Annotated in this window: 24 protein-coding genes and 4 pseudogenes; 7 read left to right on the top strand and 21 right to left on the bottom strand. The window is 58.8% G+C overall.

Annotated features, from left to right (window positions below):
• Positions 1 to 200 precede the first annotated feature (200 nt).
• The 8 genes and pseudogenes from FFM53_RS28670 to FFM53_RS28705 form a co-directional block, all read right to left on the bottom strand.
• Positions 201 to 1626: pseudogene (locus FFM53_RS28670) on the bottom strand (ISNCY family transposase).
• Positions 1627 to 1853: 227 nt separating this feature from the next.
• Positions 1854 to 2342 carry a YkgB family protein gene (locus FFM53_RS28675; RefSeq protein WP_138391013.1) on the bottom strand — a complete coding sequence of 163 codons (489 nt, stop codon included), beginning with the start codon at positions 2340 to 2342 and terminating at the stop codon, positions 1854 to 1856.
• Between the two features lie 144 nt (positions 2343 to 2486).
• Positions 2487 to 2936: a hypothetical protein gene (locus FFM53_RS28680; protein ID WP_173883670.1), complete on the bottom strand. Its 450-nt coding sequence runs from the start codon at positions 2934 to 2936 to the stop codon at positions 2487 to 2489.
• Between the two features lie 90 nt (positions 2937 to 3026).
• The gene (locus FFM53_RS28685; RefSeq protein WP_138391015.1) at positions 3027 to 3599 is read right to left on the bottom strand and encodes a hypothetical protein; all 573 of its coding nucleotides are present in this window, start codon (positions 3597 to 3599) and stop codon (positions 3027 to 3029) included.
• Positions 3600 to 3693: 94 nt separating this feature from the next.
• On the bottom strand, positions 3694 to 4662 hold the full coding sequence (locus FFM53_RS28690) for a magnesium and cobalt transport protein CorA (RefSeq protein WP_138391016.1): 969 nt from the start codon (positions 4660 to 4662) through the stop codon (positions 3694 to 3696).
• A gap of 138 nt (positions 4663 to 4800) precedes the next feature.
• Positions 4801 to 5340 (bottom strand): peptide-methionine (S)-S-oxide reductase MsrA, encoded by a 540-nt coding sequence (msrA, locus tag FFM53_RS28695; RefSeq protein WP_138391017.1) that lies wholly within the window; start codon positions 5338 to 5340, stop codon positions 4801 to 4803.
• Between the two features lies 1 nt (position 5341).
• Positions 5342 to 5785 (bottom strand): peptide-methionine (R)-S-oxide reductase MsrB, encoded by a 444-nt coding sequence (gene msrB, locus FFM53_RS28700; protein ID WP_138391018.1) that lies wholly within the window; start codon positions 5783 to 5785, stop codon positions 5342 to 5344.
• A 260-nt stretch (positions 5786 to 6045) separates the two neighbouring features.
• The gene (locus FFM53_RS28705) at positions 6046 to 6921 is read right to left on the bottom strand and encodes a LysR family transcriptional regulator (RefSeq protein WP_138391019.1); all 876 of its coding nucleotides are present in this window, start codon (positions 6919 to 6921) and stop codon (positions 6046 to 6048) included.
• 225 nt (positions 6922 to 7146) lie between these two features.
• Between FFM53_RS28705 and FFM53_RS28710 the strand changes: the two genes are divergently transcribed.
• From FFM53_RS28710 to FFM53_RS28720, 3 genes are all read left to right on the top strand, one after another.
• Positions 7147 to 8379, top strand: a complete 1233-nt coding sequence (locus FFM53_RS28710) for a bifunctional alpha/beta hydrolase/OsmC family protein (protein ID WP_138391020.1) — start codon at positions 7147 to 7149, stop codon at positions 8377 to 8379.
• Positions 8380 to 8486: 107 nt separating this feature from the next.
• Entirely contained in the window at positions 8487 to 8945 is a 459-nt protein-coding gene (msrA, locus tag FFM53_RS28715; RefSeq protein ID WP_246413308.1) for a peptide-methionine (S)-S-oxide reductase MsrA, read from the top strand.
• 78 nt (positions 8946 to 9023) lie between these two features.
• Complete coding sequence (locus FFM53_RS28720; RefSeq protein WP_138391021.1) at positions 9024 to 9227, top strand: hypothetical protein; 204 nt, start codon at positions 9024 to 9026, stop codon at positions 9225 to 9227.
• An 11-nt stretch (positions 9228 to 9238) separates the two neighbouring features.
• On the opposite strand, the gene FFM53_RS28725 is transcribed toward FFM53_RS28720, so the two are convergent.
• From FFM53_RS28725 to FFM53_RS28760, 11 genes and pseudogenes are all read right to left on the bottom strand, one after another.
• Entirely contained in the window at positions 9239 to 9733 is a 495-nt protein-coding gene (locus FFM53_RS28725; protein ID WP_246413248.1) for a MarR family winged helix-turn-helix transcriptional regulator, read from the bottom strand.
• Between the two features lie 312 nt (positions 9734 to 10045).
• Positions 10046 to 11488, bottom strand: a complete 1443-nt coding sequence (locus FFM53_RS28730; RefSeq protein ID WP_246413249.1) for an MFS transporter — start codon at positions 11486 to 11488, stop codon at positions 10046 to 10048.
• Between the two features lie 8 nt (positions 11489 to 11496).
• On the bottom strand, positions 11497 to 11988 hold the full coding sequence (locus FFM53_RS28735; protein ID WP_138391023.1) for a DM13 domain-containing protein: 492 nt from the start codon (positions 11986 to 11988) through the stop codon (positions 11497 to 11499).
• A gap of 3 nt (positions 11989 to 11991) precedes the next feature.
• Positions 11992 to 12462 carry a peroxiredoxin family protein gene (locus tag FFM53_RS28740; RefSeq protein ID WP_138391024.1) on the bottom strand — a complete coding sequence of 157 codons (471 nt, stop codon included), beginning with the start codon at positions 12460 to 12462 and terminating at the stop codon, positions 11992 to 11994.
• A 465-nt stretch (positions 12463 to 12927) separates the two neighbouring features.
• A complete protein-coding gene (locus tag FFM53_RS36575; protein WP_246413250.1) occupies positions 12928 to 13401 on the bottom strand; it encodes an AAA family ATPase in 474 nt (157 codons plus the stop codon).
• Positions 13328 to 13999: an adenylate/guanylate cyclase domain-containing protein gene (locus tag FFM53_RS28745; RefSeq protein WP_246413251.1), complete on the bottom strand. Its 672-nt coding sequence runs from the start codon at positions 13997 to 13999 to the stop codon at positions 13328 to 13330. Before FFM53_RS28745 ends, FFM53_RS36575 begins: the two co-directional genes overlap by 74 nt.
• Before the next feature lie 109 nt (positions 14000 to 14108).
• Positions 14109 to 14212: pseudogene (locus FFM53_RS36580) on the bottom strand (alpha/beta hydrolase); the annotation flags it as partial.
• Between the two features lie 150 nt (positions 14213 to 14362).
• Complete coding sequence (locus tag FFM53_RS28750; protein WP_246413252.1) at positions 14363 to 16168, bottom strand: adenylate/guanylate cyclase domain-containing protein; 1806 nt, start codon at positions 16166 to 16168, stop codon at positions 14363 to 14365.
• Positions 16152 to 17150: an ABC transporter substrate-binding protein gene (locus tag FFM53_RS28755; protein WP_138391025.1), complete on the bottom strand. Its 999-nt coding sequence runs from the start codon at positions 17148 to 17150 to the stop codon at positions 16152 to 16154. The genes FFM53_RS28750 and FFM53_RS28755 overlap by 17 nt, the downstream gene beginning before the upstream one ends.
• Before the next feature lie 375 nt (positions 17151 to 17525).
• A pseudogene (locus FFM53_RS36945) lies at positions 17526 to 17627 on the bottom strand (DUF982 domain-containing protein); the annotation flags it as partial.
• A 60-nt stretch (positions 17628 to 17687) separates the two neighbouring features.
• A pseudogene (locus tag FFM53_RS28760) lies at positions 17688 to 17792 on the bottom strand (Hsp20 family protein); the annotation flags it as partial.
• A gap of 242 nt (positions 17793 to 18034) precedes the next feature.
• On the opposite strand from FFM53_RS28760, the gene FFM53_RS28765 reads away from it, so the two are divergent.
• Both FFM53_RS28765 and FFM53_RS28770 read left to right on the top strand, forming a co-directional pair.
• Entirely contained in the window at positions 18035 to 18361 is a 327-nt protein-coding gene (locus FFM53_RS28765) for a hypothetical protein (protein ID WP_138391026.1), read from the top strand.
• A gap of 13 nt (positions 18362 to 18374) precedes the next feature.
• Complete coding sequence (locus FFM53_RS28770) at positions 18375 to 18674, top strand: hypothetical protein (protein WP_138391027.1); 300 nt, start codon at positions 18375 to 18377, stop codon at positions 18672 to 18674.
• A 114-nt stretch (positions 18675 to 18788) separates the two neighbouring features.
• On the opposite strand, the gene FFM53_RS28775 is transcribed toward FFM53_RS28770, so the two are convergent.
• On the bottom strand, positions 18789 to 18971 hold the full coding sequence (locus tag FFM53_RS28775) for a hypothetical protein (protein ID WP_138391028.1): 183 nt from the start codon (positions 18969 to 18971) through the stop codon (positions 18789 to 18791).
• Positions 18972 to 19031: 60 nt separating this feature from the next.
• A complete protein-coding gene (locus FFM53_RS28780) occupies positions 19032 to 19418 on the bottom strand; it encodes a response regulator (protein ID WP_138391029.1) in 387 nt (128 codons plus the stop codon).
• A 202-nt stretch (positions 19419 to 19620) separates the two neighbouring features.
• Between FFM53_RS28780 and FFM53_RS28785 the strand changes: the two genes are divergently transcribed.
• Together FFM53_RS28785 and FFM53_RS28790 are read left to right on the top strand one after the other, a co-directional pair.
• The gene (locus tag FFM53_RS28785) at positions 19621 to 20001 is read left to right on the top strand and encodes a response regulator (RefSeq protein WP_138391030.1); all 381 of its coding nucleotides are present in this window, start codon (positions 19621 to 19623) and stop codon (positions 19999 to 20001) included.
• Entirely contained in the window at positions 19998 to 20273 is a 276-nt protein-coding gene (locus tag FFM53_RS28790; protein ID WP_138391031.1) for a hypothetical protein, read from the top strand. The genes FFM53_RS28785 and FFM53_RS28790 overlap by 4 nt, the downstream gene beginning before the upstream one ends.
• The last annotated feature ends 87 nt before the right edge of the window (positions 20274 to 20360 follow it).

Below are 20360 nucleotides of genomic sequence, written 5' to 3' on the forward strand. Positions count from 1 at the left end.
AACTCAGATAAACTAAGCGCCTGATAAACCGAAATTGTCAAAGCTGGTTAGAGCCGCGACGGTTCCAGCCAATTAGAAACGCGACACTTGTTCCTCGGATCAGCCCCCGCTCCGACCGGCTGGGCCGGGTTGCAAGGGAGGAGCGGGGGCGGGTGAGATGCACCCTTTCGGCTTTAGCTTTTAGATATGCTCGCCACCATTCATTCTGCAGCCTCCATACGAGCCAGAGCTTTCTGTCGCTTAGCAATTACGTCCGGGTCGCTCATGAAGTCCTTCCTTTTACCCGGCTTGCGCCCCCGCTTCTGATATCCGTTGCTCGTGCTGCCGTCGCGAATGCCGAACATATGATCTGTCTGGCCGGTGCGGCGAGGGCCGCTCTGCTGCGCTGCTGTTCCCGCCCGGCCTGCTGTTCTATGATGGCCGAGAGCACGTCATCCAGGCGCTTGTTCTCGACAACAACTGACCGATGAACCGACCGCAAGGTGTCAAAGGTTCTGTAAGGTAGGACGTAACTCTCATGCATGATCTCGAGGCGTCCATCCGGATAGTCGCAAACCACGACCTTCTTGCCTGCCAAGGGTCTGGAGACAGCACTGGGTTCGAGAACGAAGAGGACTTTGTCATAGCGCAGCGTCAGGGATTGCGACAGCGTGCGAGCTTCTTTCCTACACATGGCGCCATCAAGGTTCTCATGATCGGCCAGCGGCCGGTGCATGTCCTTCGAATTACGCGGTTGCTTACCAAAACGAGAATTGAAATCCACAATGAATTCTGATGCATAGGCGTTGGCAGCCTCGATCGTGTCGATACTGCGAAGCCGCAACTCCTTCACCAGCCGATCCTGCAGCGTCTGGTTGGCGCGCTCCACACGGCCTTTGGCTTGCGGAGTGTTGGCGCAGATAATGTCGATGTTCAGCTCATAGAGCGCACGTCCAAACTGCGTTAGCCCGCTCGTCCGGTCTTTCTCCGATGCATTAGTCGAGCGAAAGACGCTGTGCTTGTCGCTATAGAACGCCAGTGGTTTGCCCCATTGCTGCAGATAAGCCTTTGTCGCATGCAGATAGTCGAACGTGTTCTCTGATCCAGCGAACCGCAGATGCAGCAACTTGCCGGTCGCATCATCGATATAGACCAGCAGGGCGCATTTGGGGCCGCGGTTCTCGAACCACCAATGATGCGAGCCATCGATCTGAACCAACTCACCGAAACAGTCGCGCCGGCCGCGCGGCTGGAAAACCCGCTTCTTGCGCTCACGCCGCGAGACCCAGATACCGGCCTCGGTCATCCATTGCCGCAGCGTTTCCTTGGCGACCGAGATCCGGTGCAGCTCGATCAGCTTCTCACGCGCCAGCGTCGGACCGAAATCAAGATAGCGCTCCCGGATCAGATCCAGCGCCGCATTGCGAAACTCCTCGCAGTGGCGCCGGTTGCTCGGCTGCGATCGCTTCTTGAAACGAGCCCGGCTGGACCATCCCTGTCATAGGCCTGTAGCAGCCTGTGCATCTGACTTCGGCTAAGGCCCAGCTGTTCGGCGGCCCGGACAACGCTCAGGCGTTCGTCACGGATCTTCTGGATGACTTCGAGGCGATGCAATTCTTTCTGCGACATGGTGATCATAAAGGACATGACGGCTCCGACCGCTCCTGGTCTCGACCAGGCTGAAGATCGTCATCCTTGCTCCCAACGTTGGCTTTGACCAGCGCGTCGAGAGGCGAGACTGTCGCATCTCTAACTGGCCCAACTGTCGCATTACTAAATAGCCGCTACAGAAATTCACGGCATAAAGCCAATTTATGGAACTAAACAGTTTTCCGCCTTGGCACGTCGCATTAAAAGGCTAACGACATACGCCTTCACGAGGGCACACGCGCCCCTCTGAGACGCACCGACGCGCGAACCAGCACGAGGGACGCAGCCAGCAGAACTGCGTCCTTTAGTAGAAACTGCCCTGGTGCAGCCGAAATCGCAGGAAAGCCGCCGGCAGTCGGCTCCGCGACACCAGGGGTGGTGATGAAAAAGGTCAGCGTAATCAGGTACGTCGCGGCTGACATCAGTGCGCCGAGCGTCGAGAATAGTGGACGAAATGCACCAAGGATCAGAACAATAGCGGTTGATAGCTCGATAACGCCGATGAAATAGCTCTGCCCCTGCGTCCCGAAAATACCCAGCCAACCCATAATAGGGCTGTTTCCGATAAACGGGGCGATACCATCAGCCTCGTACGCTGTGAACTTCATCGCGCCGAACCACAGAAATACGATCACGAGAGCCCATCTGAGCAGAGCGAGTTCCTTCCGATCCTGCTCGGGGACAAGAAATTCGTAGCGGTCAAAAATGCTCATCTAAAACTCCTCAATTGTAGTGGTCTGGTAGCATGTCATGGGTGGGTATATGCGCCGATCATACACTTGAGCGCGGGAGATGTCTTTTGACTGCTGTTTCGCCATGCTAGCCGCTGCATCTACGACGGCTAAGTCAGCGACCCCTTATGCAACGTCTTCCACAGTGAGGTCCCGGCCGTTGAACTGCACGGTCTCCCCTGCTCGGGCACCCTCAATCGCTTCGAAGATCGGCGCCATCGTAGAAATGCCCATGAGCTCCCGCCCACGACAAGTGAACTTGCTCGTTGACACTGCGATCACAAAATAGCGGCCGGACAGCTTGACGACAGCGCCTTCCTTGACTGAAGTTTTAGGGCCGAAGTCGATCGTCCTGAGCTTTTCGAGTTTATCGCCGTAGTCTTCCAGAGTGTCATCAAGCGCCTCGGCGAAGTCGCTAGCGACCTCGGCCTGAGCCAGTTCGTCGTTCTCGATCGGCTCGCTCCGATCGACCCGAGCGGTGGAGACGTAATCCAGATAATTCTCGCGAGCGCTATGCAAGGCTGCGGTCTCCAGCGAAAGCCTAGTTTCTCGAATGTGGTCTTTATTCCAATCCATCATAACCTCGTTGTGTTTCGGTAATCCAAATGTCCTAAAGGCTGGTCCGTGACCGCGTTGGGTGGTGACCGCACAAACTCGTCGACACCGCTATTCATCGCTGATGACGTCTTCTCCCTGGTAGGGGATTCTCATCAGCCGAGAATCTCGGATGATGCTTGTGACGAGCCAGACATATGACTGCTCGGCGGTATCGAAGCCGAGGATGCTGAAGGCTCCGCCGAAAGGGCATGGTGGGAAGTCTGGAAAGCCCTCCCGCAGAACGTAGCGCTCTGGATCATGCTCAAACTCGTTCTTGTAGACTTTGCGCAGTCCGTGCTTGCTCGGCCCATCTTGGTCACCTGCCGGCGCTGTTTCACGATCCGCTACAAGCCTCTCAGAAAGGTCGCGATGACATATTTCGTCGAACACGTCGAACGCGTCGATCAAATGGCCCTTATGCCCGGTCGCCGGATCTGTGATCGCGTAGATGTTAGAGGCGTCTTCGGCATCATTTCCGCTTTCGAGGCGCAACGCTGCGTCGACGCGAATGGTGCACGGATCTAGGGTCGATCCTAGTTCGAGATCGACGAGATTGCCGTCCTTGACGCGGTACTCGCCGTCATAGCCCTTGGCGATGAACGACTGGGCTGCTTCTAGAACGTCGGTCACATGGGATGTCATAGACGCACCTTCATCTCGAGTTGGATTGGACACGCTCCTGCATAAGGCGCGCCGTGACCCGTCGGATGACGGCGAAGAAACCGAAGTGCGGTATTCATAGCCACTTGGCCTTCTTGAAGCGCACGAACAGGAGAAGGCAGAACACCGCTATCAGACCGAGCACGACGAAGTATCCATAGGTCGTGTTCAGTTCCGGCATGTTCGTAAAGTTCATGCCGTATATTCCCGCGATCGCCGTCGGAACTGCCAGTATTGCCGCCCAAGCCGCGAGCTGGCGGGTGATCACACCCGTCCTTTGTGCTTCGAGAAGGCTGCTGGCCTCAAAGACCGTGGACAGAACCTGAAGGAGGCCATCGACCATGGACTGCACGCGTTGGATATGGTCCGCGACGTCGCTGAAGTATGGTCTCACTTCGGCGCTGATGCAGGGAAAGTGGCCGCGAACGAGCTTTCGCACCAGCTCGGCCATAGCCCCGAGTGTGCGCTGGAAGCGCGTGAGTTCGGACCTTAGTCCGAAGATGCGGGCGACTTCTTTTCGTCCGAGAAAGTCGTCTAACGACCGTCTCTCCATCGCCAGAACGTCATCCTCGATCATTTCGAAGATGGGCAAATACTGGTCGACGAGCCGGTGCAAGATCGCGTGCAGCACGTAGTCGACACCCTGCCCGAAGAGCGCCGGCGAAGCCTCGAGTTGCTCCCGAAGGTTGCCTAGCGCTCCGGCGTTGCCATGTCGTACGCTGATAAGGTGATTGTGACCGGTGAAGATCGCCGTCTTGCCATAGCTGATCCGGTCGCCGACCAGCTCGGCGGTCTGAGCGACGATGTATAGCTCGCCGTTGTAGACTTCGAGCTTGGGCGGGCAGAGCGGGTGGATCGCGTTATCGATTGCCAACGGATGGAGATGATACGTCGCTTGCAGCGCGTGAAGTTCGTCGGCGGTGGGCTCGCGAAGCGCGATCCAGCAGAAGCCCGAGCGACTCTTATCGAGATTGACGCGCTCGTCGATCGCGATTTCCCGAATTCGCTTGCCTTCGTTGTAATAGTAGGCGGCGATGACACTCATGCTTCTACGATCCTAGTGCGGGGATGGCGGAGGACTGGGGATGCCCTTGCTCATCAAGCTGGTTCGTGACCGCATCGGTGAACGATGCGGTCACGAGCGTTGCGAACCGTAGCAGCATAGCACGTACGGACGCCTTACCTACTCCGCTGCGGCACCGGCCGCCGGCTGCGTGTCGCCAGCAGGTTGGCGCTTGGGAAGCACCCAGCCGGCTCGTGGGAAATGGCAGCTATACCCGCCCGGCCGCTTCTCAAGATAATCCTGGTGCTCCGGTTCGGCCTCCCAGAAATCGCTGACCGGCTCGACCTCGGTGACCACTTTGCCATCCCACAGACCGGAGGCATCCAAATCGGCTATCGTCTCTTCGGCGACGCGCTTCTGCGCCTCGTCGACGTAATAGATGCCCGACCGGTAGGAGAGCCCACGATCATTGCCCTGGCGGTTCTTCGTCGTCGGATCGTGGATCTGAAAGAAGTATTCCAGGATGTTCCGATAGCTCGTCACCCCCGGGTCGAAGACGATCTCGATTCCCTCGGCATGCGTGCCGTGATTGCGATAAGTGGCGTTCGGAATATCGCCGCCGGTGTAACCCACACGAGTTGAGACGATGCCGGGCTGCTTGCGGATTAGGTCCTGCATGCCCCAGAAACATCCGCCTGCGAGAACAGCGCGCTGATGCATGTTAAGCCTCCTCTACCTGATCGAGATAATCGCCGTATCCCTCGCTTTCCATCTCGTCGCGCGGGATGAAGCGAAGGGACGCTGAGTTGATGCAGTAGCGCAGACCGCCGCGGTCGGAAGGACCATCCGGGAACACATGGCCGAGATGGCTGTCGGCGTGTACCGACCTGACCTCCGTCCGGACCATGCCGTGCGCGCTGTCCCGCACCTCGTTGACGTTTGCCGGAACGATCGGCTTGGTGAAGCTGGGCCAGCCAGTGCGCGAATCGAACTTGTCCGTCGAAGCGAACAGCGGCTCGCCCGACACGATGTCGACGTAGATGCCAGGCTCCTTGTTGTCATTGTACTCGCCGGTGAAGGGCCTTTCGGTGCCCGACTCCTGGGTAATCCGGCGTTGCTCGGGGGTCAGGCGGTCAAGTGCTGTCTGTGACTTTTCAAACTTCATGATAGTCTCCAATACTCATCTCGAGGGGGACATTCGATCTCTTCATCGGCTACAGTGGCCGTATCTATATTTGGACCGGCCACGGCGCCGTTGAGAATTGTCCATTCGGATAGAACGCTCTCACTTATCCTGACATTCGGCGCCAGACGCACTGCTACCCAACTTATCAGTCATTGCGTAGACTATCGCAGTGCGCCCAAGATTTATCCAATACGCTGTGCGTATAGTTTCCATAGCGCCGAAGCTCTTCACGTCGTGCTTCAGTTCCACTCGTATAGGGCTGCCAGCTGCGCGATCTTGCGTATCTCGACCGTCGCCGTGGAACCGGATACAGTCGCGATCACGACTTCGCGCTCCAAGACGAATCCGTCGATCGGCCGAGTGACGAGTCCGTGCGCCGTGGCCGATCGTTCAGGAAGAATGCATATGGCGTGGCCGTCGGCGACGGCCCGTTGCACCCAGTCCTCGCGATCTGACCGAAAGCGGGGTTGCATGAGCAAGTCCCGTCGCGCGAAGTGATCGAGAATCTGATCGCGAAACTCGCATTTCAGGCGATCAACGAAAGGAAATTCGAGCAAGTCTTCGGCCCGAACGATCTCACTGGCTGCCAAGGTATGGTTTGCAGAACAGCCGAGCACGAAGCGCTCCCGAAACAGAGGACGCACATCCAGCTTGCGTTCCGGTCTTGTTTCACGCGGCAGGATGCACGCGTGGTATTTTCCTGACAGCACTTCCGATGTGTCCTCGTTCGAACGGAGCGAGTGCAGCTTGATCTCGATGGACGGCATCTCCGCCAACGCACTCTCGAAAAACGCCGTGAATTGCTTTGGTCCGACGGAGGGCGCGACGGCGACATCCAGCACGCGGTGCCTCCCCATCGCCCAGTTCTCAGAGTGATTGCGCACGCTCTTCATCGCGACCATCATGCGCTGAAATTCTGCCTCGACGTCCTGGCCAAGGCCAGTAAGGCGGCTGTTCTTCCCATCGCGATGGATCAGTGGCCCGCCAAGTTCCTCCTCCAAGCGGCGGATGGCACGGGTCAGGCTTGGTTGAGACACACCACTCAAGCGAGCCGCGGCTGTAAAGTTCAGCGTATCGGCCAAGTTGATGAAATAGCTGATCTGATTGAGTTTCATTAGCTTCCGGCCCATGTGCCTGAGTGATGCTTGCTCGTGAGACCAGCTTCGGAAAGCAGGTGACGGATGTATGCTTCACGCATATAATCATCGTCGAAGGGATTGTCTATATGCGCCGCGCATATAAATGATACCCTGGGATGACGATTAATGTGTCGGTTCGCCCCGCTCAGCTCCATCGAAGGCTCTGGGAGGGCAACCGCCAAGCCGCTTGCTGGAGGTTCGATGGACATGGCAGAAAAAACATTCACATTCGCTAGCGGGGCTGGCTCTCAGCTTTCCGGGCATCTCGAACCGCCGGAAGGGACGCCGCGGGGCTGGGCGATCTTCGCCCACTGCTTCACCTGCGGAAAAGACAGTCGCGCCGCCGTTTACATCTCGCGCGCGCTGTCGCGTGCGGGCATCGGGGTCTTGAGGTTCGATTTCGCCGGAACCGGGATCAGCGGTGGGTCGGGGGAAGCTGTGAGCTTCGCGTCGGACGTCGAGGACCTTCGTGCAGCCGCAAAGGCGATGGCGGCGGCGGGTATGTTACCCTCCCTCCTTGTCGGGCACAGCCTGGGTGGCGCCGCTGCGATCGTAGCCGCTGCCGAGTTGCCTGACATTGCCGCGGTGGCGACGATCGGTGCGCCGGCCGACCTTCAGCACATCTTGCGCTTCTTCGGACCGGACGATCTAGACACCATCGCGAGCGAGGGCGAGGCCTCGGTGGAGATCGCCGGCAGACCCTTCTTCATTCGTCGCAGCTTCCTAGAGGCGGTTGCGGGAATCGACATCGAGAAGTCCATTGCCTCTCTGCGACGTCCGGTGCTGGTCATGCATTCTCCGCTAGATCAGGTGGTCGGCATCGACCACGCGTCGCGCATCTTCGTCGCGTCCAGGCATCCTAAAAGCTTCATCTCGCTCGACACGGCGGATCACCTTCTCACCAACGTTGCAGATGCGAACTACGCCTCGGCAATGGTGGCGGTATGGGCAAGCCGCTTTCTTCCACCGCTCACGGCGGATCTACCGCAGGTCGAGGCTGCCGAGGGCGTTGTCGCCACCGAAACTCTTGAGGGGAGGTTCCAGCTCAAGGTTCGCAGCGGCGAGCACACTCTGTTCGCCGATGAGCCAGCATCGGTTGGTGGTCTCGGAACCGGACTATCTCCTTACGAACTGGTATCTGCCGGCCTCGCAGCCTGCACGGTGATGACGATGCGCCTCTACGCCGACCGCAAGGGCTTTCCGCTTGAACGGGCGAGCACGACCGTGCAGCACGAGAAGGTGCCGGACATGATGCCACCCGATCGATTCTCCCGGACCATCGTCCTCGATGGCCCGCTGAGTGATGATCAGCGCGCTCGGATTCTCGCGATAGCTGATCGATGTCCCGTAGATTTAACTCTTATCCGGGGTTCGGACGTGCAGACCGAGCTTTCTATCACCAGTCAGGCTGCTGATCCCACGAGGCTGGCTTGACCTTGACCCACATAGAGAAAGGCGAACGAGCTATGAGCCAATCAGCTGCCGGTAATGATGCGGCCGCTACAGAGCGAGCGATTCTCGCAGGCGGCTGCTTCTGGGGCATGGAGGATTTGCTGCGCCGAGCGAAGGGAGTCGTATCGGCGCGTGTCGGTTACATAGGCGGAGAGATGCTTGATCCGACCTATGAGAGACATTACAGCCATGCAGAAGCGGTGGAAGTGACTTTCGACCCCTCCGTGCTTAGCTATCGCTCTCTCTTGGAGCTCTTTTTCCAGGTCCACGACCCCACGACCTACGAGCAACAGGGCAGCGATGTCGGTCCGAGCTATAGATCTGCAATTTTCTATACCACCGGGGTGCAGAAGGAAGTCGCCCTGACGACCATCGCAGAGAACGAAGCATCAGGTCGCTGGCCTAGCCAGATCGTGTCGGAAATCAATCCGGAAGAACCGTTTTGGGAGGCGGAGCCGGAGCACCAAAAATACCTGGTGCGCTATCCTGGGGGCTATAGCTGCCATTTCGCGCGCCCGACCTGGCGTCTGGAACGATCAGGTCGATGAGCAAGTCGTAGCCGCCCTCTTGGTTCGTAAGGGATGGGGTAGCAAGCGCCACGCGTCGCTGCAGGCCGGACTCCTGCTATGATGCCTGAGTTCATGATTGTTGGCCTTTGGGGCCGGATGTCGGGCAGCGGACTTTTGGCTGGAGCGATTATAGTGGACGCATTTTTTCAGGAGGATGACGCGCCGCATGATTTCGGCGGTGGGCGCCGCAGTTCATCGGCCTCATCACGGTTGTGGGCTTTCTGGCTGCTGATTTTATCGCTCAGCATTGATCTGCCCTAATTACACGCGTCCTACGCGTCGTCGTTCTTCTCGCGGTCTACACCTCGCTCATGTAATTCGGAATCGATGGGGCAGTTCGTGCAGCCCTCGTAGCAGCACAGGCGGCAGATGCGGTATGAATGCTCGAGGTTTTCCAAGCGATCGCGCAAAACGCGTTCAGCGATGTCGCATAAGATTTTCAGTTCGTCCGGATTAAGGATCGATAGCCCTTCGGCAATCACTTGATCGCGCGAAGCCAGGACCTCGTCGCTCGCGACCTTCCCGGCTGGAGTAAGATAGAGGGATCGCGTGCGCCCGTCGGTCGAATGCTCCCTACGCTCGATCAACCCCTCAGTCGCCAATCGATCCACCAGGCGAACGGTCCCTGCATGTGAAAGGCCCACCCCGACTGCAAGCATACGGATCGAGAGCCCGGGCTTGTGCGCGAGCAACGCCAGCGCTGAGGCGGCAGGTCCAGCTTCCGGCGCCCGCGATGAACTAGCGCGAACGATGTCGTCGCTGATCATGAGTGCGAACGCACCGAAAATATTTCGATCTCGAGGTCCATCCATTGCCACAGCTATATGTGCGCGGAGCATAGACAGCAAGTCATACTCTGGTCCTCTTCATCAACGCGCGGATTAAGAAAGCTCTGTTTTAAAGGGGTTTGAGGGTTTTCGAGTTATCTGGCCCACCAAAAAAAAGGGTCCGGCCCATCAAGGCGGGGAACGAATCGATACCTTGCGGCTATAGAGTAGGCCTCTCTGCTCTGAATCGCCGTAGGTCGCGCTTGAGAATCATCTCGCGTCAGAGCCGCCATCAAGTCGCGCAGGTGTAGATCAGCGAGGCCTTAAGCTTGCCCTACGGTGTCGCACTTCCACCGCGTCACCGGACGCGATTACGATTGCATCAATCTCATTGAGGAAAAGTCCGTGTTCCACGAAGCTGGGGATTGCAACGATCGCTGCTTTCGATTTCGGTAGGCCTTGGTATCTCGTCCAGGGCCGCGTCCAAGATCTGATGCGTCCTACGCGTCCTCCTGCGTTCGTATCATCGCATCGAGAGATCCTGTTATCATCGGCGTGCTCGGACAACGGGTGGCCTTGGCCTCGATTGGGCGCCTTGGCTGCCTGCGTGCGATGGTCAGCACCGCCAAGGGTAGTGAGCAACCCGGCCGCATAGAGGAATAAGCCGCCTGGGCCGACGATATTCATCGCAACTCCCCCTATAAGGGGTCCAGCGGCTGTCCCGACCCCGTTAAGCAGAAGAAGCCCGCGTGCGGTCCCGAGTAGCCGACCGGCCGGAAGATCGTCGTTCGCGACGGCGAGTGACAACGAATAGATCGGGATGCCAAATCCGCCGAAGAGCGCACCCGCTGCGAGGAGCACGGGCAAAGGCGCTTCCGCCGCCAATGCTACGCCGACGGCGGCCACTGCGGCCGCTAGGGCCGCGCCGGCAATGACACGGTTCTGGGGCACCCGATCCGAAAGCCAGCCGAGTGGCCATTGCAATGCAAGTGTTCCACCAACAACCGCAGCCATGAAAGCGAATATGCCGCCCACATCGAGTCCGATCCTCTGGGCGAAGTTCGGGCCCATGCCCCAGAAACCACCAATAGCCAGGCCGGCCAAGAAAACGCCAGCCGCAGCGAGAGGTGATGCGAGGACGAGGTCCCTGAACGCGACCCGTTCCTGTGCCACCTGGCCCGGCGGATGACTGGGTAGCAAGGTGATCGGAACCACCGCTGCCGATATCAACAGCGACACGATGAGGAACAATGTCACATCGGCAGGCGGTGCGATGTTGAGTAACGCCTGCCCGATTGCCCATGAGCCCATCGAGACAACTCCGAAGATCGACAGGAGCTGCCCGCGCGTGGTTTGCAATGCATGGGCGTTGAGCCAGCTCTCCGTTGCGAGGATCATGCCCGCGTAGGCGAAGCCGGTAACGAGGCGAAGCGGCATCCAAGCAATAGGCCCAATGAAGGCCACATGGAGAAGGGCGGTCATCGAAGCGATAGCCGCAAAGCCGGCGAAGGTTCTGACGTGCCCTACAGAAACGATGATCCGCGGCAACGCCAGCGCGCCGATCGTGAAACCCGCGAAGTAGAAGGACATCATCGCGCTGATCGCGCCGCTCGAGAAGCCCTCCTGGCCGGCTCTCACGATCAAGAGCGTACCCAGCAAACCATTGCCCAGTAGCAGAGCGGCGACGCTCAACAGCAACGCCGCCACCGGCGCTAGAACGAGGCCGCGTCCACCCGCCGACTTTACGATATCCATCGCCTGTCTCATTTTCGATCCTGACGTGAGGGTTGATATTCCGCCCCACTGATGAACTGGTCGAATGCTTCGCACCAGATGACGACCGTATTGTAGTCGCGAACATCGATGCCGGCGGGCATCTCCACGATGAAGCCGTTGAAAGTCTTCACGTCGCCCACGCGGACCGATTTGTCCTTGACTAGGAGAAAGGCCTCCTTCGTATCGACGAAACGTGAGGCAAGGTAGAGCTTGTAGTCCGGTCCAGGGGCGAGACGCCCAAGGTGTGCGATCCGATTGCGCGAGACCCGGACTTCGCCTTCGCCCCAATGAAGTAGGTCGCTGCCTTTGAGATTGCGAACTAGGGCCCCTACGTAGAGCGTTTCAGTCGCGATCATCTGAAGCGCTGCTGTGTCCGGCCCCCGCGGCGCTGTGAGGACCGGCAGCGTATAGATGCCTCCTGCAAAGCCTATAGCGAGCATCACGAGATGGGTGGTAATCAGGATGAGCCAACGCCCCATTGGTTACGCTAGCTCCAGTTCCTTCACGAGTTGGTCCGCGTCGAGATGGAAGTCCGAGAAAACGATGCGGCCGCCAGCGTCGATAACCGTGAACCAGGGCGTTCCCCGGGTGCGGTAGTCTTCCATGAAGGTGGGAAGCGTCGCGCTGGCCGGTGGCTCGTCATGACCGAAAGCGACAGGAAGCTCATACTTGAGCTGGTTGACGCGCAATTTCTCGAAGGTGTTCTCATGCGCTCCCTCGAAGACGGTCTGGATCACAGCAAACCCCACGCCCTTGGAGCTCAATGCATCATGCAACCTTCGCAAAGTCGGAAACCCATCCAAATGGCAGCCACGGCACCAGTGCTGGAAGGCGAACAAGATCTTCGGGCCGATCCCGACATCCGACAATTTGAGCGGCGCGATGCTTCCTCCATCCTCGCCAATCCATTTCTGCACCCGCAGTTCAGGCGCTCGTTGTTCGGTCACGCTCATCTTATCCTCCAACCCCGACGCAGACGCGCGCTGTATGTATGGTCGAGCGTCGCGATGGCAGGCGAACTTCCGACCTTGTTTGCGCCCTGTATCCTGAAGCCTTGATCGATCAGATCGACATTTCTTCCGAACTATACTCAGGATCTAAAGGCTTCGCGTGTTAGACTATGAAGGTATGCGCGTAGCATTTCCAATAGCGGCGCGACATAGTTTCCATACCTTACCGCCGTTCAGTCCGATCGTAGTAACCTCAGTTTGCATAGGCATGTCGACCTCTCGGCAGTAGCGTTGGTAGGGGCGATATCGCCCTGCCCCCGATCTTACACTACCGTTGACAAGCGCCGGCGTCCGCTTGAAATTCGCCGACAGGGATGCCGCTGTAATGCTGATGCGAAGCTATCAAAACTATAGCCACAAGGTATTGGGAAATCATGCTAGCCTGACGCTATAGTCACCACACAACAATCACGACCTAAAGTGGTCCAACACATTTCCATACTGATAGAGCCTCCGGTATTTCACGTGGTAGGGGGAACAGAAGTAGCGCAACCGTGCATGCGGCTCGGTGCTCAGTCGCTCTTCCAACGCGGCCGTCAGGCGGGACTTGCCAATCCCAGGCTCCCCCGACAGCATCACCGCCTGGCCTTTTCCTGTGCGAGCCTGCTCCCAGCGTTGAAGCAGAAGCTCGAGTTCCTCGGATCGCCCCACCAGCGGCGTCGCGATGGCGTGCAGCGCATCGAAGCGTCCCTCGGCATCAGCCTCGCCGGTGATGCGCCAGGCGGGAACAGGGGCGGCGAAGCCCTTGAGCTGCTGAAAACCGAGGTCGATCATCTCGAACAACCCTGCAACCAGCCGCTGCGTGCTGTCAGCGATCACGACGGTGCTTGGCTCGGCAAAGGCCTGCAAGCGAGCCGCGAGGTTCGGCGTGTCGCCGACCACGGCCTCTTCCTGCGCTGATCCTTCGCCAATGAGGTCGCCAACTAACGACGAGACCGGTGGCGATACCTATCCGGTCTGCCAGCGATTTGCCCAATGGGGACGTCAGGCTGGCAGTCGCTGCCGCTGCCGCCATACCCGCCCGCACCGCCCGCTCAGCATCGTCTTCATGCGCACTTGGCCAACCGAAATAGGCGAGCACGCCATCACCCATGAGCTTGGCAACGTAACCGTCGTACTGTGCAATCTCCGTCGACACCGCACTTTGATAGGCGCGCAGGACGTCGCGCATTTCCTCCGGATCGAGCCTCTGTGACAGCTCGGTCGAACCTACAAGATCGATGAACACGACGGTCAACTGCCGCCGCTCGGCTTCGACTGGCGAAGGCGCTGGCGCGGACACGGAACTCCCTCGCGGCATCGTGTCCAGTGCGGCAATTGCAGCCAGAACCCTGCGACGCGGCCCGAGGGGTAACCCCAGCTCTCTCAGGTCTTCTTCACTGAGATGCCGAAGCGCATCAAAATCGACTTCATTGGCAGTGAACGCCTCTGTGTACTTGTCCCACCCTAGGCGAGCCAGCCATGAGGCGATGTGCGGCATGACAACCACCTCCCTGGGAGACAGAATACCACAACGGTGGTTGCACAGCACACAAGCGCCATGGAAGTGTACGTCGTTGCGGTGATCGTCGGGACCGAGCAGAAGAAGGATTCGACATCTCCAGCGCCTTGTCGCGTGTCGACGTCAGGATCACAAAGTGCGGCGCTTCGGCCCCATCTCGGTGAACTGGCGACGGAACACGTCGATGTCGATGTGCATAACCGCGCCGGAAGAGCGAAATCCGCTTCAAGCAAGAAACGCGCCGGTCGATGAAGGCTGGCTCCCCGACAGGTGCAGTTGGCGAACCGAGCAAGATTTCAGAAGGCTGATCGCTGCTCAACTGCGTGAGGTCCACCTACCCGTTCAACCCCTCAATCGGTTCGTGCCACCATTTGATCTTCCGCTTCTCGTTCCGACCTTCCAAGCAGGTATTTGCTCGTCGAAACCTTTGAGCTGCCGCGGGCCGAGAGCGACCAATAAAATTTCTCCACGCACGGATTGCGCTACAGCGTGATCGACGAGGATTTGCTGATCGGCGGCGGATGAACAGAGTCGCGATGCCAGGTTCACGACATGTCCGATCGCGGTGTAGTCAACACGGGCTTCGTAACCAATTCGGCCGACTGTCGCCCAGCCCATCGCCAGTCCTATGCCGAAGCCAATCGCATGACCGCGCAGACGCCATTCGGCGATTAGGCGCTGGATGGCATCCTGCATGTCGATCGCCATCTCAACAGCACGAAGCGCCGGGTCTGCGCACGGTACCGGGGCGTTGACGAGCACCATCAAACCGTCTGCCGCGAAGTTGGTCAGCGTGGCCTCGTAGTGTGTAATGATCGCGCCGAGCGCCTCATAGTACTCGCGCAAGACCTGCATGATCTCCTCGGGTTCGGCGTGCGCCGAAAAAGCGGTGAAGCCACGTAAATCGCAGAATACAGCGACGACTTCCGCGCGCTGTCCGGCGAGCACACTCTCGTCGCCGGACTTTTCGACGAGTTCCGCGACCTGAGGTGCGAGAAAACGCTTCAGCCGTGCAATTCGCTCTGAACGATCCCGCGATACGGCGAGTTCTTGCGCCATTTCATTGAACCGGTCCGCCAGCCGTTCGAATTCGTCTCCTGTGACGATGTCGATCCGGTGCTCGAACTGTCCAGCACCGATTTTTTCGGTGCCTTCCTCCAGCAGGCGGATTGGCTCGGTCATCCGCCTAGCAAGCCAGTAGGCAAGCGCCGATGCGAAGATGGCGGCGGCGAGCAGCAGGCCACCCGTTCGCCACAATGACGCATACAGCGGTGCGAAAGCCTCGGCCTGCGCCTGCTCCACGAACACGGTCCAACCGAGATTGGGGATCGCCGCCATGGCGGTCACAACCGGTTCGTTCTCGGCGTTGCGGGCCGTGGTCGCCTCTCCCCCGGCGGCGGCGATCTCGTCCCGCAATCTGGTGAGGGCCGCCGCTGTCTTCTCGTCCGTGCCCTGCAACACCTTACTGATGTCGGGGTGGGCGATGAGCCGGCCGGTCCGATCGAGAACAAACGCCCGGCCACGACTACCGACTCGAATTTCCGAAACAACCGTCCAGACAAGCTTCAGGTTGATTTCGGCGGCGACGATGCCACTTGCCTTACGGTTTCCGGCCATGGCCATGGTCATGAACGGTTCGGAGCCGTCGCGAAAAGTGACTGGCCCAAACCATGTGCCGCTCGAGCGAACTCCCACGACGGCAGGATCGCCAGAGCGATCCGATCCGCCTTCCATCCTGTTCAAGTCGATACGGGAGACATGCAGCCGTTCAACACCGACATCGTCAACAAGGGTGATGCTGACGATCGCCGGGGCTTGGCGCATCACCCGCAGTGCATCGAGCCGATGCTGTCCCTCGGCATCAGCGGTCCAGGCTTGCTGGACCGTCCAACCCAGTTGATCCTTGATTCCGTCGAGAAAGCTCTGAATTTTGCCGGCCGCCGATGTGGCCTCCACCCGCAATAGAGTGCTGAGCATTGCACGCTGGTCGCGATAGCCGAACCAGGCGTCGCCGATGCCGCTAACAGCCAGCGGAACAATGACCGCAGCGAAGAAGGCGAGGAAGTACTTCCGGAACAGCGATCGGCGCATCGGGGCGGCTTGAAGCTGGACCGAACGCCGCACACCATCCTCACTCGATGACTTCATCAGCCATCAGCAAAACCGTCTGCGGCAGCTCGATCCCGAGTGCATTTGCCGTCTTCAGATTGACCGACAAGTCGAACTTCGTCGGCTGCTCGATCGGCAACTCCCCTGGCTTGGTTCCTTTCAAAATGCGATCGACATAATAGGCGAGCCGATGTTGCATTACACCATAGTCCGCCGAATAGGCCATCAGGCAGCCGTCTGCGACGTACCACAAGCCCCAAGCCATGATCGGCATGTGATGCTCGATCGCCAAGGCGGCGATTCGTGACGACTGGTCGGCCAACATGATGTCGGGAAGCACCAGGGCAGCCTGAGCGCCATCGGCCTTCATGCGCGAGAAGGCAGCATCGAGTTCGCCCGGCTCGCTGACTTGCTGGAGGCTCAAAGCCACTCCGAGGTGGCGGGCAGCTTGCTTGGTGTCCGTTTCGAAAGGGAGATATGACACCACCGGGTTTGCCAGCACGCCGACATTGACAAGCCCCGGTATGGCCTCCATCAAAAGCTGCAGCCGTTTGGCGGCTAGTTCGGTGGCGTAATAAGTGACGCCCGTGAGATTGCCCCCAGGTTTTGCGAGGCTTCTCGCCAAGCCTGCCGCAACTGGGTCACCGCTGATGATGGTCACGATTGGAATCGCATCGGTCGCTGCTTGGGCGGCATGCGCCGCCGGCTGAGACGATGTCACGATCACATCCACGGGGAGTTGCACCAGGTCCCTCGCCGCGGCCGCAAGCCGACTGTCTTGCTTACTCGCGCTCCGGCACTCGAAGCTAAGTTCGTGCAGCGTGTAGCCCAGGTCGTGAAGTCCTTGCATGAACATTCCGAACTCACTGGTTTCGCTCACATACGGCATAGCGCACGGCCACCAGGCGAGAAGGCCGATTCGTGGCGTCTCAGCCGACGTCTGCTGCGCGGCGGCGATGGCAGGAAAGCTCAGCGTCAGCGCGACTGCAAGCTTGAGGAAGGGACGTCGTTTCGGTTTCATCCGAACACCCCTCGCTGACCCACGGCACAGAACGGGTCGGCTAATTGCTGCAAACTCACATTTCGATGCGCCCCTTCTCCTGAAGGAGCGACCGACAAACAAGCCAAGATATTCAGTCGATGAAAGTATAGTTGATATTGGCGCGGATTGGTAGCGCGGGCAGCCTAGTTGGCATTCCGTAAGATCTGTTGATTCTCATTGCGATAAGAAGAAAAGGCGATGCGGCCGCCTGCCGACAATTTGGGTAAGGGAGACCGGTCGAAATGCCGGCTGACAGCTCGAAGTTCCATCATGGCGTACGCTCAGCCGATTATCGGGGAAAAGCGCACTGATGCCAAACCTCGCCTCGTCCGAGGCGAGGTCATTGCTTCTGCATTAATTGGCAACGAGACGTGCTGGCCGAGGCGGATGCGTGGTCGGCTTTCTCTTCCACGGGGCCAGGACGGATGGCATGCCCGCTTCGAGACAGGCCGCCACGAGCTAAAGAGAGATGTATCCTGGGATGGTGCGCATTGATCGGCAGCCCTACTTTCGATATTCGATGGCCTGCAGGCGCTGCTGCGCGTTGGTCAAGAGATTGAAGACACGGTCGAAGCCGATGCTGGACCGATAAATCGGTGCGAAGTCGAAGTCGTTTCTCATACCAAATCCTCCGTAAAGCGAGATGGAATGGAGACGCGGAATCTGGCGTCTCCGGGTTGCTGTCGGCCCCATCGGGCGACCGACGCAAAATGATCTGGTCTCGAGCGTTTTTTGATTCAAGAAGCGCATCAAAAAAATTGAGCGTCGCGCTTCGAACCTCTTGAATGCTGTTTCGTTGAAACAATCTCTTTTCCACCTGGAGATTTTCGCTCCGTTAGCTGGAAGTTTTTAGGAGACGCAAGATGAAAACAAAAGGCTCTGACCACACCAATCCTCACAACGCCGTCGACGCGATATCCGCGTCGCACATTCTTCACCTGCACCGACACTTCGACCACCCGGAGGAGGTCGTCTCCGCGCGGCTTTCGAAAGACGAGAAACGAGCAATTCTCGCTTCATGGGCTTCTGACCTTCACGCGGTCGAATCTTTGCCGGAACTGCGCCATCCGCCGGGCGTCCCTCATCCAGTTCGATACAGGGACATTGTCGACGCACTGAAGAAGCTCGACGAGTGGCTAGACGAGGGCTCGCAGACGCAGCCCTCGCGCCGTCCGGTTTTACTTGGATAAGCGGAGGCCGAACATGAAAGTCCGGCAACCCCAACCTCGGAGTGTCACCACTACCCACGATCCCGTGCCACAGCGGCTCTTGGTGATTTCGCGCTATGTGGAGAACATCCGCCGCCTTGCACGGCTGGCGGACCGCATCGGGCGCAGCGAACTCGGCACGGCAATGATGGAGGTGGCAGGCTGTATGGAAAGGATGTCCAACGACATCGCTGTGAGCGCAACCGGCGCGGTCATCTTGCGGCGGGCCGCGAGGCTTGTTGGTACCGTCGAGGGTCTTCTGGAGAGGCAGGCGAAGCTTGCAGTGCTGCATTAGGTCTGTTCCAATCCAGATCGACTTTTCCGCGAACTGAGCGAATCCGCTTGAGGACGGCCTGCCGCTCCGCGGGCGGAAGTTCGAGGAGGACGGGCCGATTGAAATCATGCTTCGTCATTGCTTGGCATGATGGTCGCCGCGGTCGCCTTCGCCCCGCTTCGCTTCGGTCTTGGACTTGTGTCGCTTGTCCGCGGAAAGAGAACGGCCGACATCCGTCGATTCCTTGAACTGCCCCTGCTTGTCGCGGCGCACGAAGCGCTTGTCCGTTCTCGTTTCGATCAGTTCGCGTTTGGTCATGACTTTCTCCTCTGTCAAAGAATTGGAAACGCACAAGATTCCAAAATGTTGCGTCTGTTTTTACCTTGAGCTGCCGGCACGATACGACGACCCGCGCGGCATCAGCTCGCGGACGTGTGACGACAGGAGTCCGAGGTCATACGGCTTAGGGAGAAATCGCGCGCCCGCTGGCAGGGCGTCTGCGCCGACGTGGTATCTGCCCGAGGTTATAAGAATGCCGATCTCCGGATAGACGCCTGCCACGAGCTTCGCCAGGTCTACGCCCGTCAGGCCACCGGGCATGTCCACGTCGGTGAAGACGACATCGATCTCCCGGCTCGACAGGATGCCAACCGCTTCGAGGACGGAGCCCGCCTCATAGACCACGTAGCCGTCGTCTTCGAGGACGTCGACAGCGACGAAGCGAATGAGCGCTTCATCGTCCACTACCAGGACTGCTTTCTGCATGGAGCCGCCTCTCCTACCTCTGTAACGGACATGATTCAGCGACAACGAAAGTCAACGGCGGATAGATAAGAAAATGCTAATAAAGTAGTAGATACCCACGAAGTTTTGATTGACGGCCACTCCGAACGGATCTTCGGACTTCAGTCGGAAGTGACAGGCACGGTCGTTTTCGATACTCTTGCGCTGCCCCAGAAGGAGAAATATGCCTACGATTCTCATCCTTGAAGACGAACCGTTCATCGCGCTCGATATCGAAACGGTTCTGGAGGGTTGTGGCCAGCGCTGCTTCGTAACGCTCTCGACGGGTTCGGACGCCGTTTCCTGGCTGAAGGAAAACTCGCCGTCCGCCGCAATCGTCGACCCTCGCCTCTCGGACGGCGTCTGCACTGCCGTGGCGCGGCATCTCGTCTATTGCGACATTCCGTTCATTGTTTATTCGGGCGAGACGGAATCCGTTTCCGAGCTGGAACCCGCGTTCGCAGAAGGTCATCTCCTGATGAAGCCGGCCTCGCCTGAACAGCTTGTGGAAGCCGTCGAGACGGCCTTGTACGGGTCCGACCGTCTGCGTAAGTCCGGGGCATGACGACACGTTATCTCTGGACGCTGGAACGCGAAGGCCGGTCGACCCTCAGCGGCCTCGACACGATCGGGGAAATCATTTCGATCATTGTGGCCGAGGACGTTCCCGGTGCCATGCCGGCCGACTGGGTGGTCTCGTTCATGCGGATCGATGCCGACCAGGACGGATCGGCAGCTCACGAATCTCCGCTGGGTTGGACGCTGCGTCTGCAGCAATCTGGCGCGCCTGAACGAGAGTGTGGTTTTGGGGCTGATCCACATCCTCGAACAGATTGAGGACGCGCCGAAGCGAATCCATTTGTCGCGTTCGTGATGAGCTCGCGGAGCACGAGGGAGAACGCTAACCTCGCCTATTCAGGCATG

Source organism: Rhizobium indicum, assembly GCF_005862305.2.
Classification (GTDB): domain Bacteria; phylum Pseudomonadota; class Alphaproteobacteria; order Rhizobiales; family Rhizobiaceae; genus Rhizobium; species Rhizobium indicum.

Bases quoted from the DNA above. Each gene is read 5' to 3' on its own strand.
- FFM53_RS28675 (WP_138391013.1), bottom strand. From the start codon at position 2,342: ATGAGCATTTTTGACCGCTACGAATTTCTTGTCCCCGAGCAGGATCGG.
- FFM53_RS28680 (WP_173883670.1), bottom strand. From the start codon at position 2,936: ATGGATTGGAATAAAGACCACATTCGAGAAACTAGGCTTTCGCTGGAG.
- FFM53_RS28685 (WP_138391015.1), bottom strand. From the start codon at position 3,599: ATGACATCCCATGTGACCGACGTTCTAGAAGCAGCCCAGTCGTTCATC.
- FFM53_RS28690 (WP_138391016.1), bottom strand. From the start codon at position 4,662: ATGAGTGTCATCGCCGCCTACTATTACAACGAAGGCAAGCGAATTCGG.
- msrA (WP_138391017.1), bottom strand. From the start codon at position 5,340: ATGCATCAGCGCGCTGTTCTCGCAGGCGGATGTTTCTGGGGCATGCAG.
- msrB (WP_138391018.1), bottom strand. From the start codon at position 5,785: ATGAAGTTTGAAAAGTCACAGACAGCACTTGACCGCCTGACCCCCGAG.
- FFM53_RS28705 (WP_138391019.1), bottom strand. From the start codon at position 6,921: ATGAAACTCAATCAGATCAGCTATTTCATCAACTTGGCCGATACGCTG.
- FFM53_RS28710 (WP_138391020.1), top strand. From the start codon at position 7,147: ATGGACATGGCAGAAAAAACATTCACATTCGCTAGCGGGGCTGGCTCT.
- msrA (WP_246413308.1), top strand. From the start codon at position 8,487: ATGGAGGATTTGCTGCGCCGAGCGAAGGGAGTCGTATCGGCGCGTGTC.
- FFM53_RS28720 (WP_138391021.1), top strand. From the start codon at position 9,024: ATGATGCCTGAGTTCATGATTGTTGGCCTTTGGGGCCGGATGTCGGGC.
- FFM53_RS28725 (WP_246413248.1), bottom strand. From the start codon at position 9,733: ATGATCAGCGACGACATCGTTCGCGCTAGTTCATCGCGGGCGCCGGAA.
- FFM53_RS28730 (WP_246413249.1), bottom strand. From the start codon at position 11,488: ATGGATATCGTAAAGTCGGCGGGTGGACGCGGCCTCGTTCTAGCGCCG.
- FFM53_RS28735 (WP_138391023.1), bottom strand. From the start codon at position 11,988: ATGGGGCGTTGGCTCATCCTGATTACCACCCATCTCGTGATGCTCGCT.
- FFM53_RS28740 (WP_138391024.1), bottom strand. From the start codon at position 12,462: ATGAGCGTGACCGAACAACGAGCGCCTGAACTGCGGGTGCAGAAATGG.
- FFM53_RS28745 (WP_246413251.1), bottom strand. From the start codon at position 13,999: ATGCCGCACATCGCCTCATGGCTGGCTCGCCTAGGGTGGGACAAGTAC.
- FFM53_RS28750 (WP_246413252.1), bottom strand. From the start codon at position 16,168: ATGAAGTCATCGAGTGAGGATGGTGTGCGGCGTTCGGTCCAGCTTCAA.
- FFM53_RS28755 (WP_138391025.1), bottom strand. From the start codon at position 17,150: ATGAAACCGAAACGACGTCCCTTCCTCAAGCTTGCAGTCGCGCTGACG.
- FFM53_RS28765 (WP_138391026.1), top strand. From the start codon at position 18,035: ATGAAAACAAAAGGCTCTGACCACACCAATCCTCACAACGCCGTCGAC.
- FFM53_RS28770 (WP_138391027.1), top strand. From the start codon at position 18,375: ATGAAAGTCCGGCAACCCCAACCTCGGAGTGTCACCACTACCCACGAT.
- FFM53_RS28775 (WP_138391028.1), bottom strand. From the start codon at position 18,971: ATGACCAAACGCGAACTGATCGAAACGAGAACGGACAAGCGCTTCGTG.
- FFM53_RS28780 (WP_138391029.1), bottom strand. From the start codon at position 19,418: ATGCAGAAAGCAGTCCTGGTAGTGGACGATGAAGCGCTCATTCGCTTC.
- FFM53_RS28785 (WP_138391030.1), top strand. From the start codon at position 19,621: ATGCCTACGATTCTCATCCTTGAAGACGAACCGTTCATCGCGCTCGAT.
- FFM53_RS28790 (WP_138391031.1), top strand. From the start codon at position 19,998: ATGACGACACGTTATCTCTGGACGCTGGAACGCGAAGGCCGGTCGACC.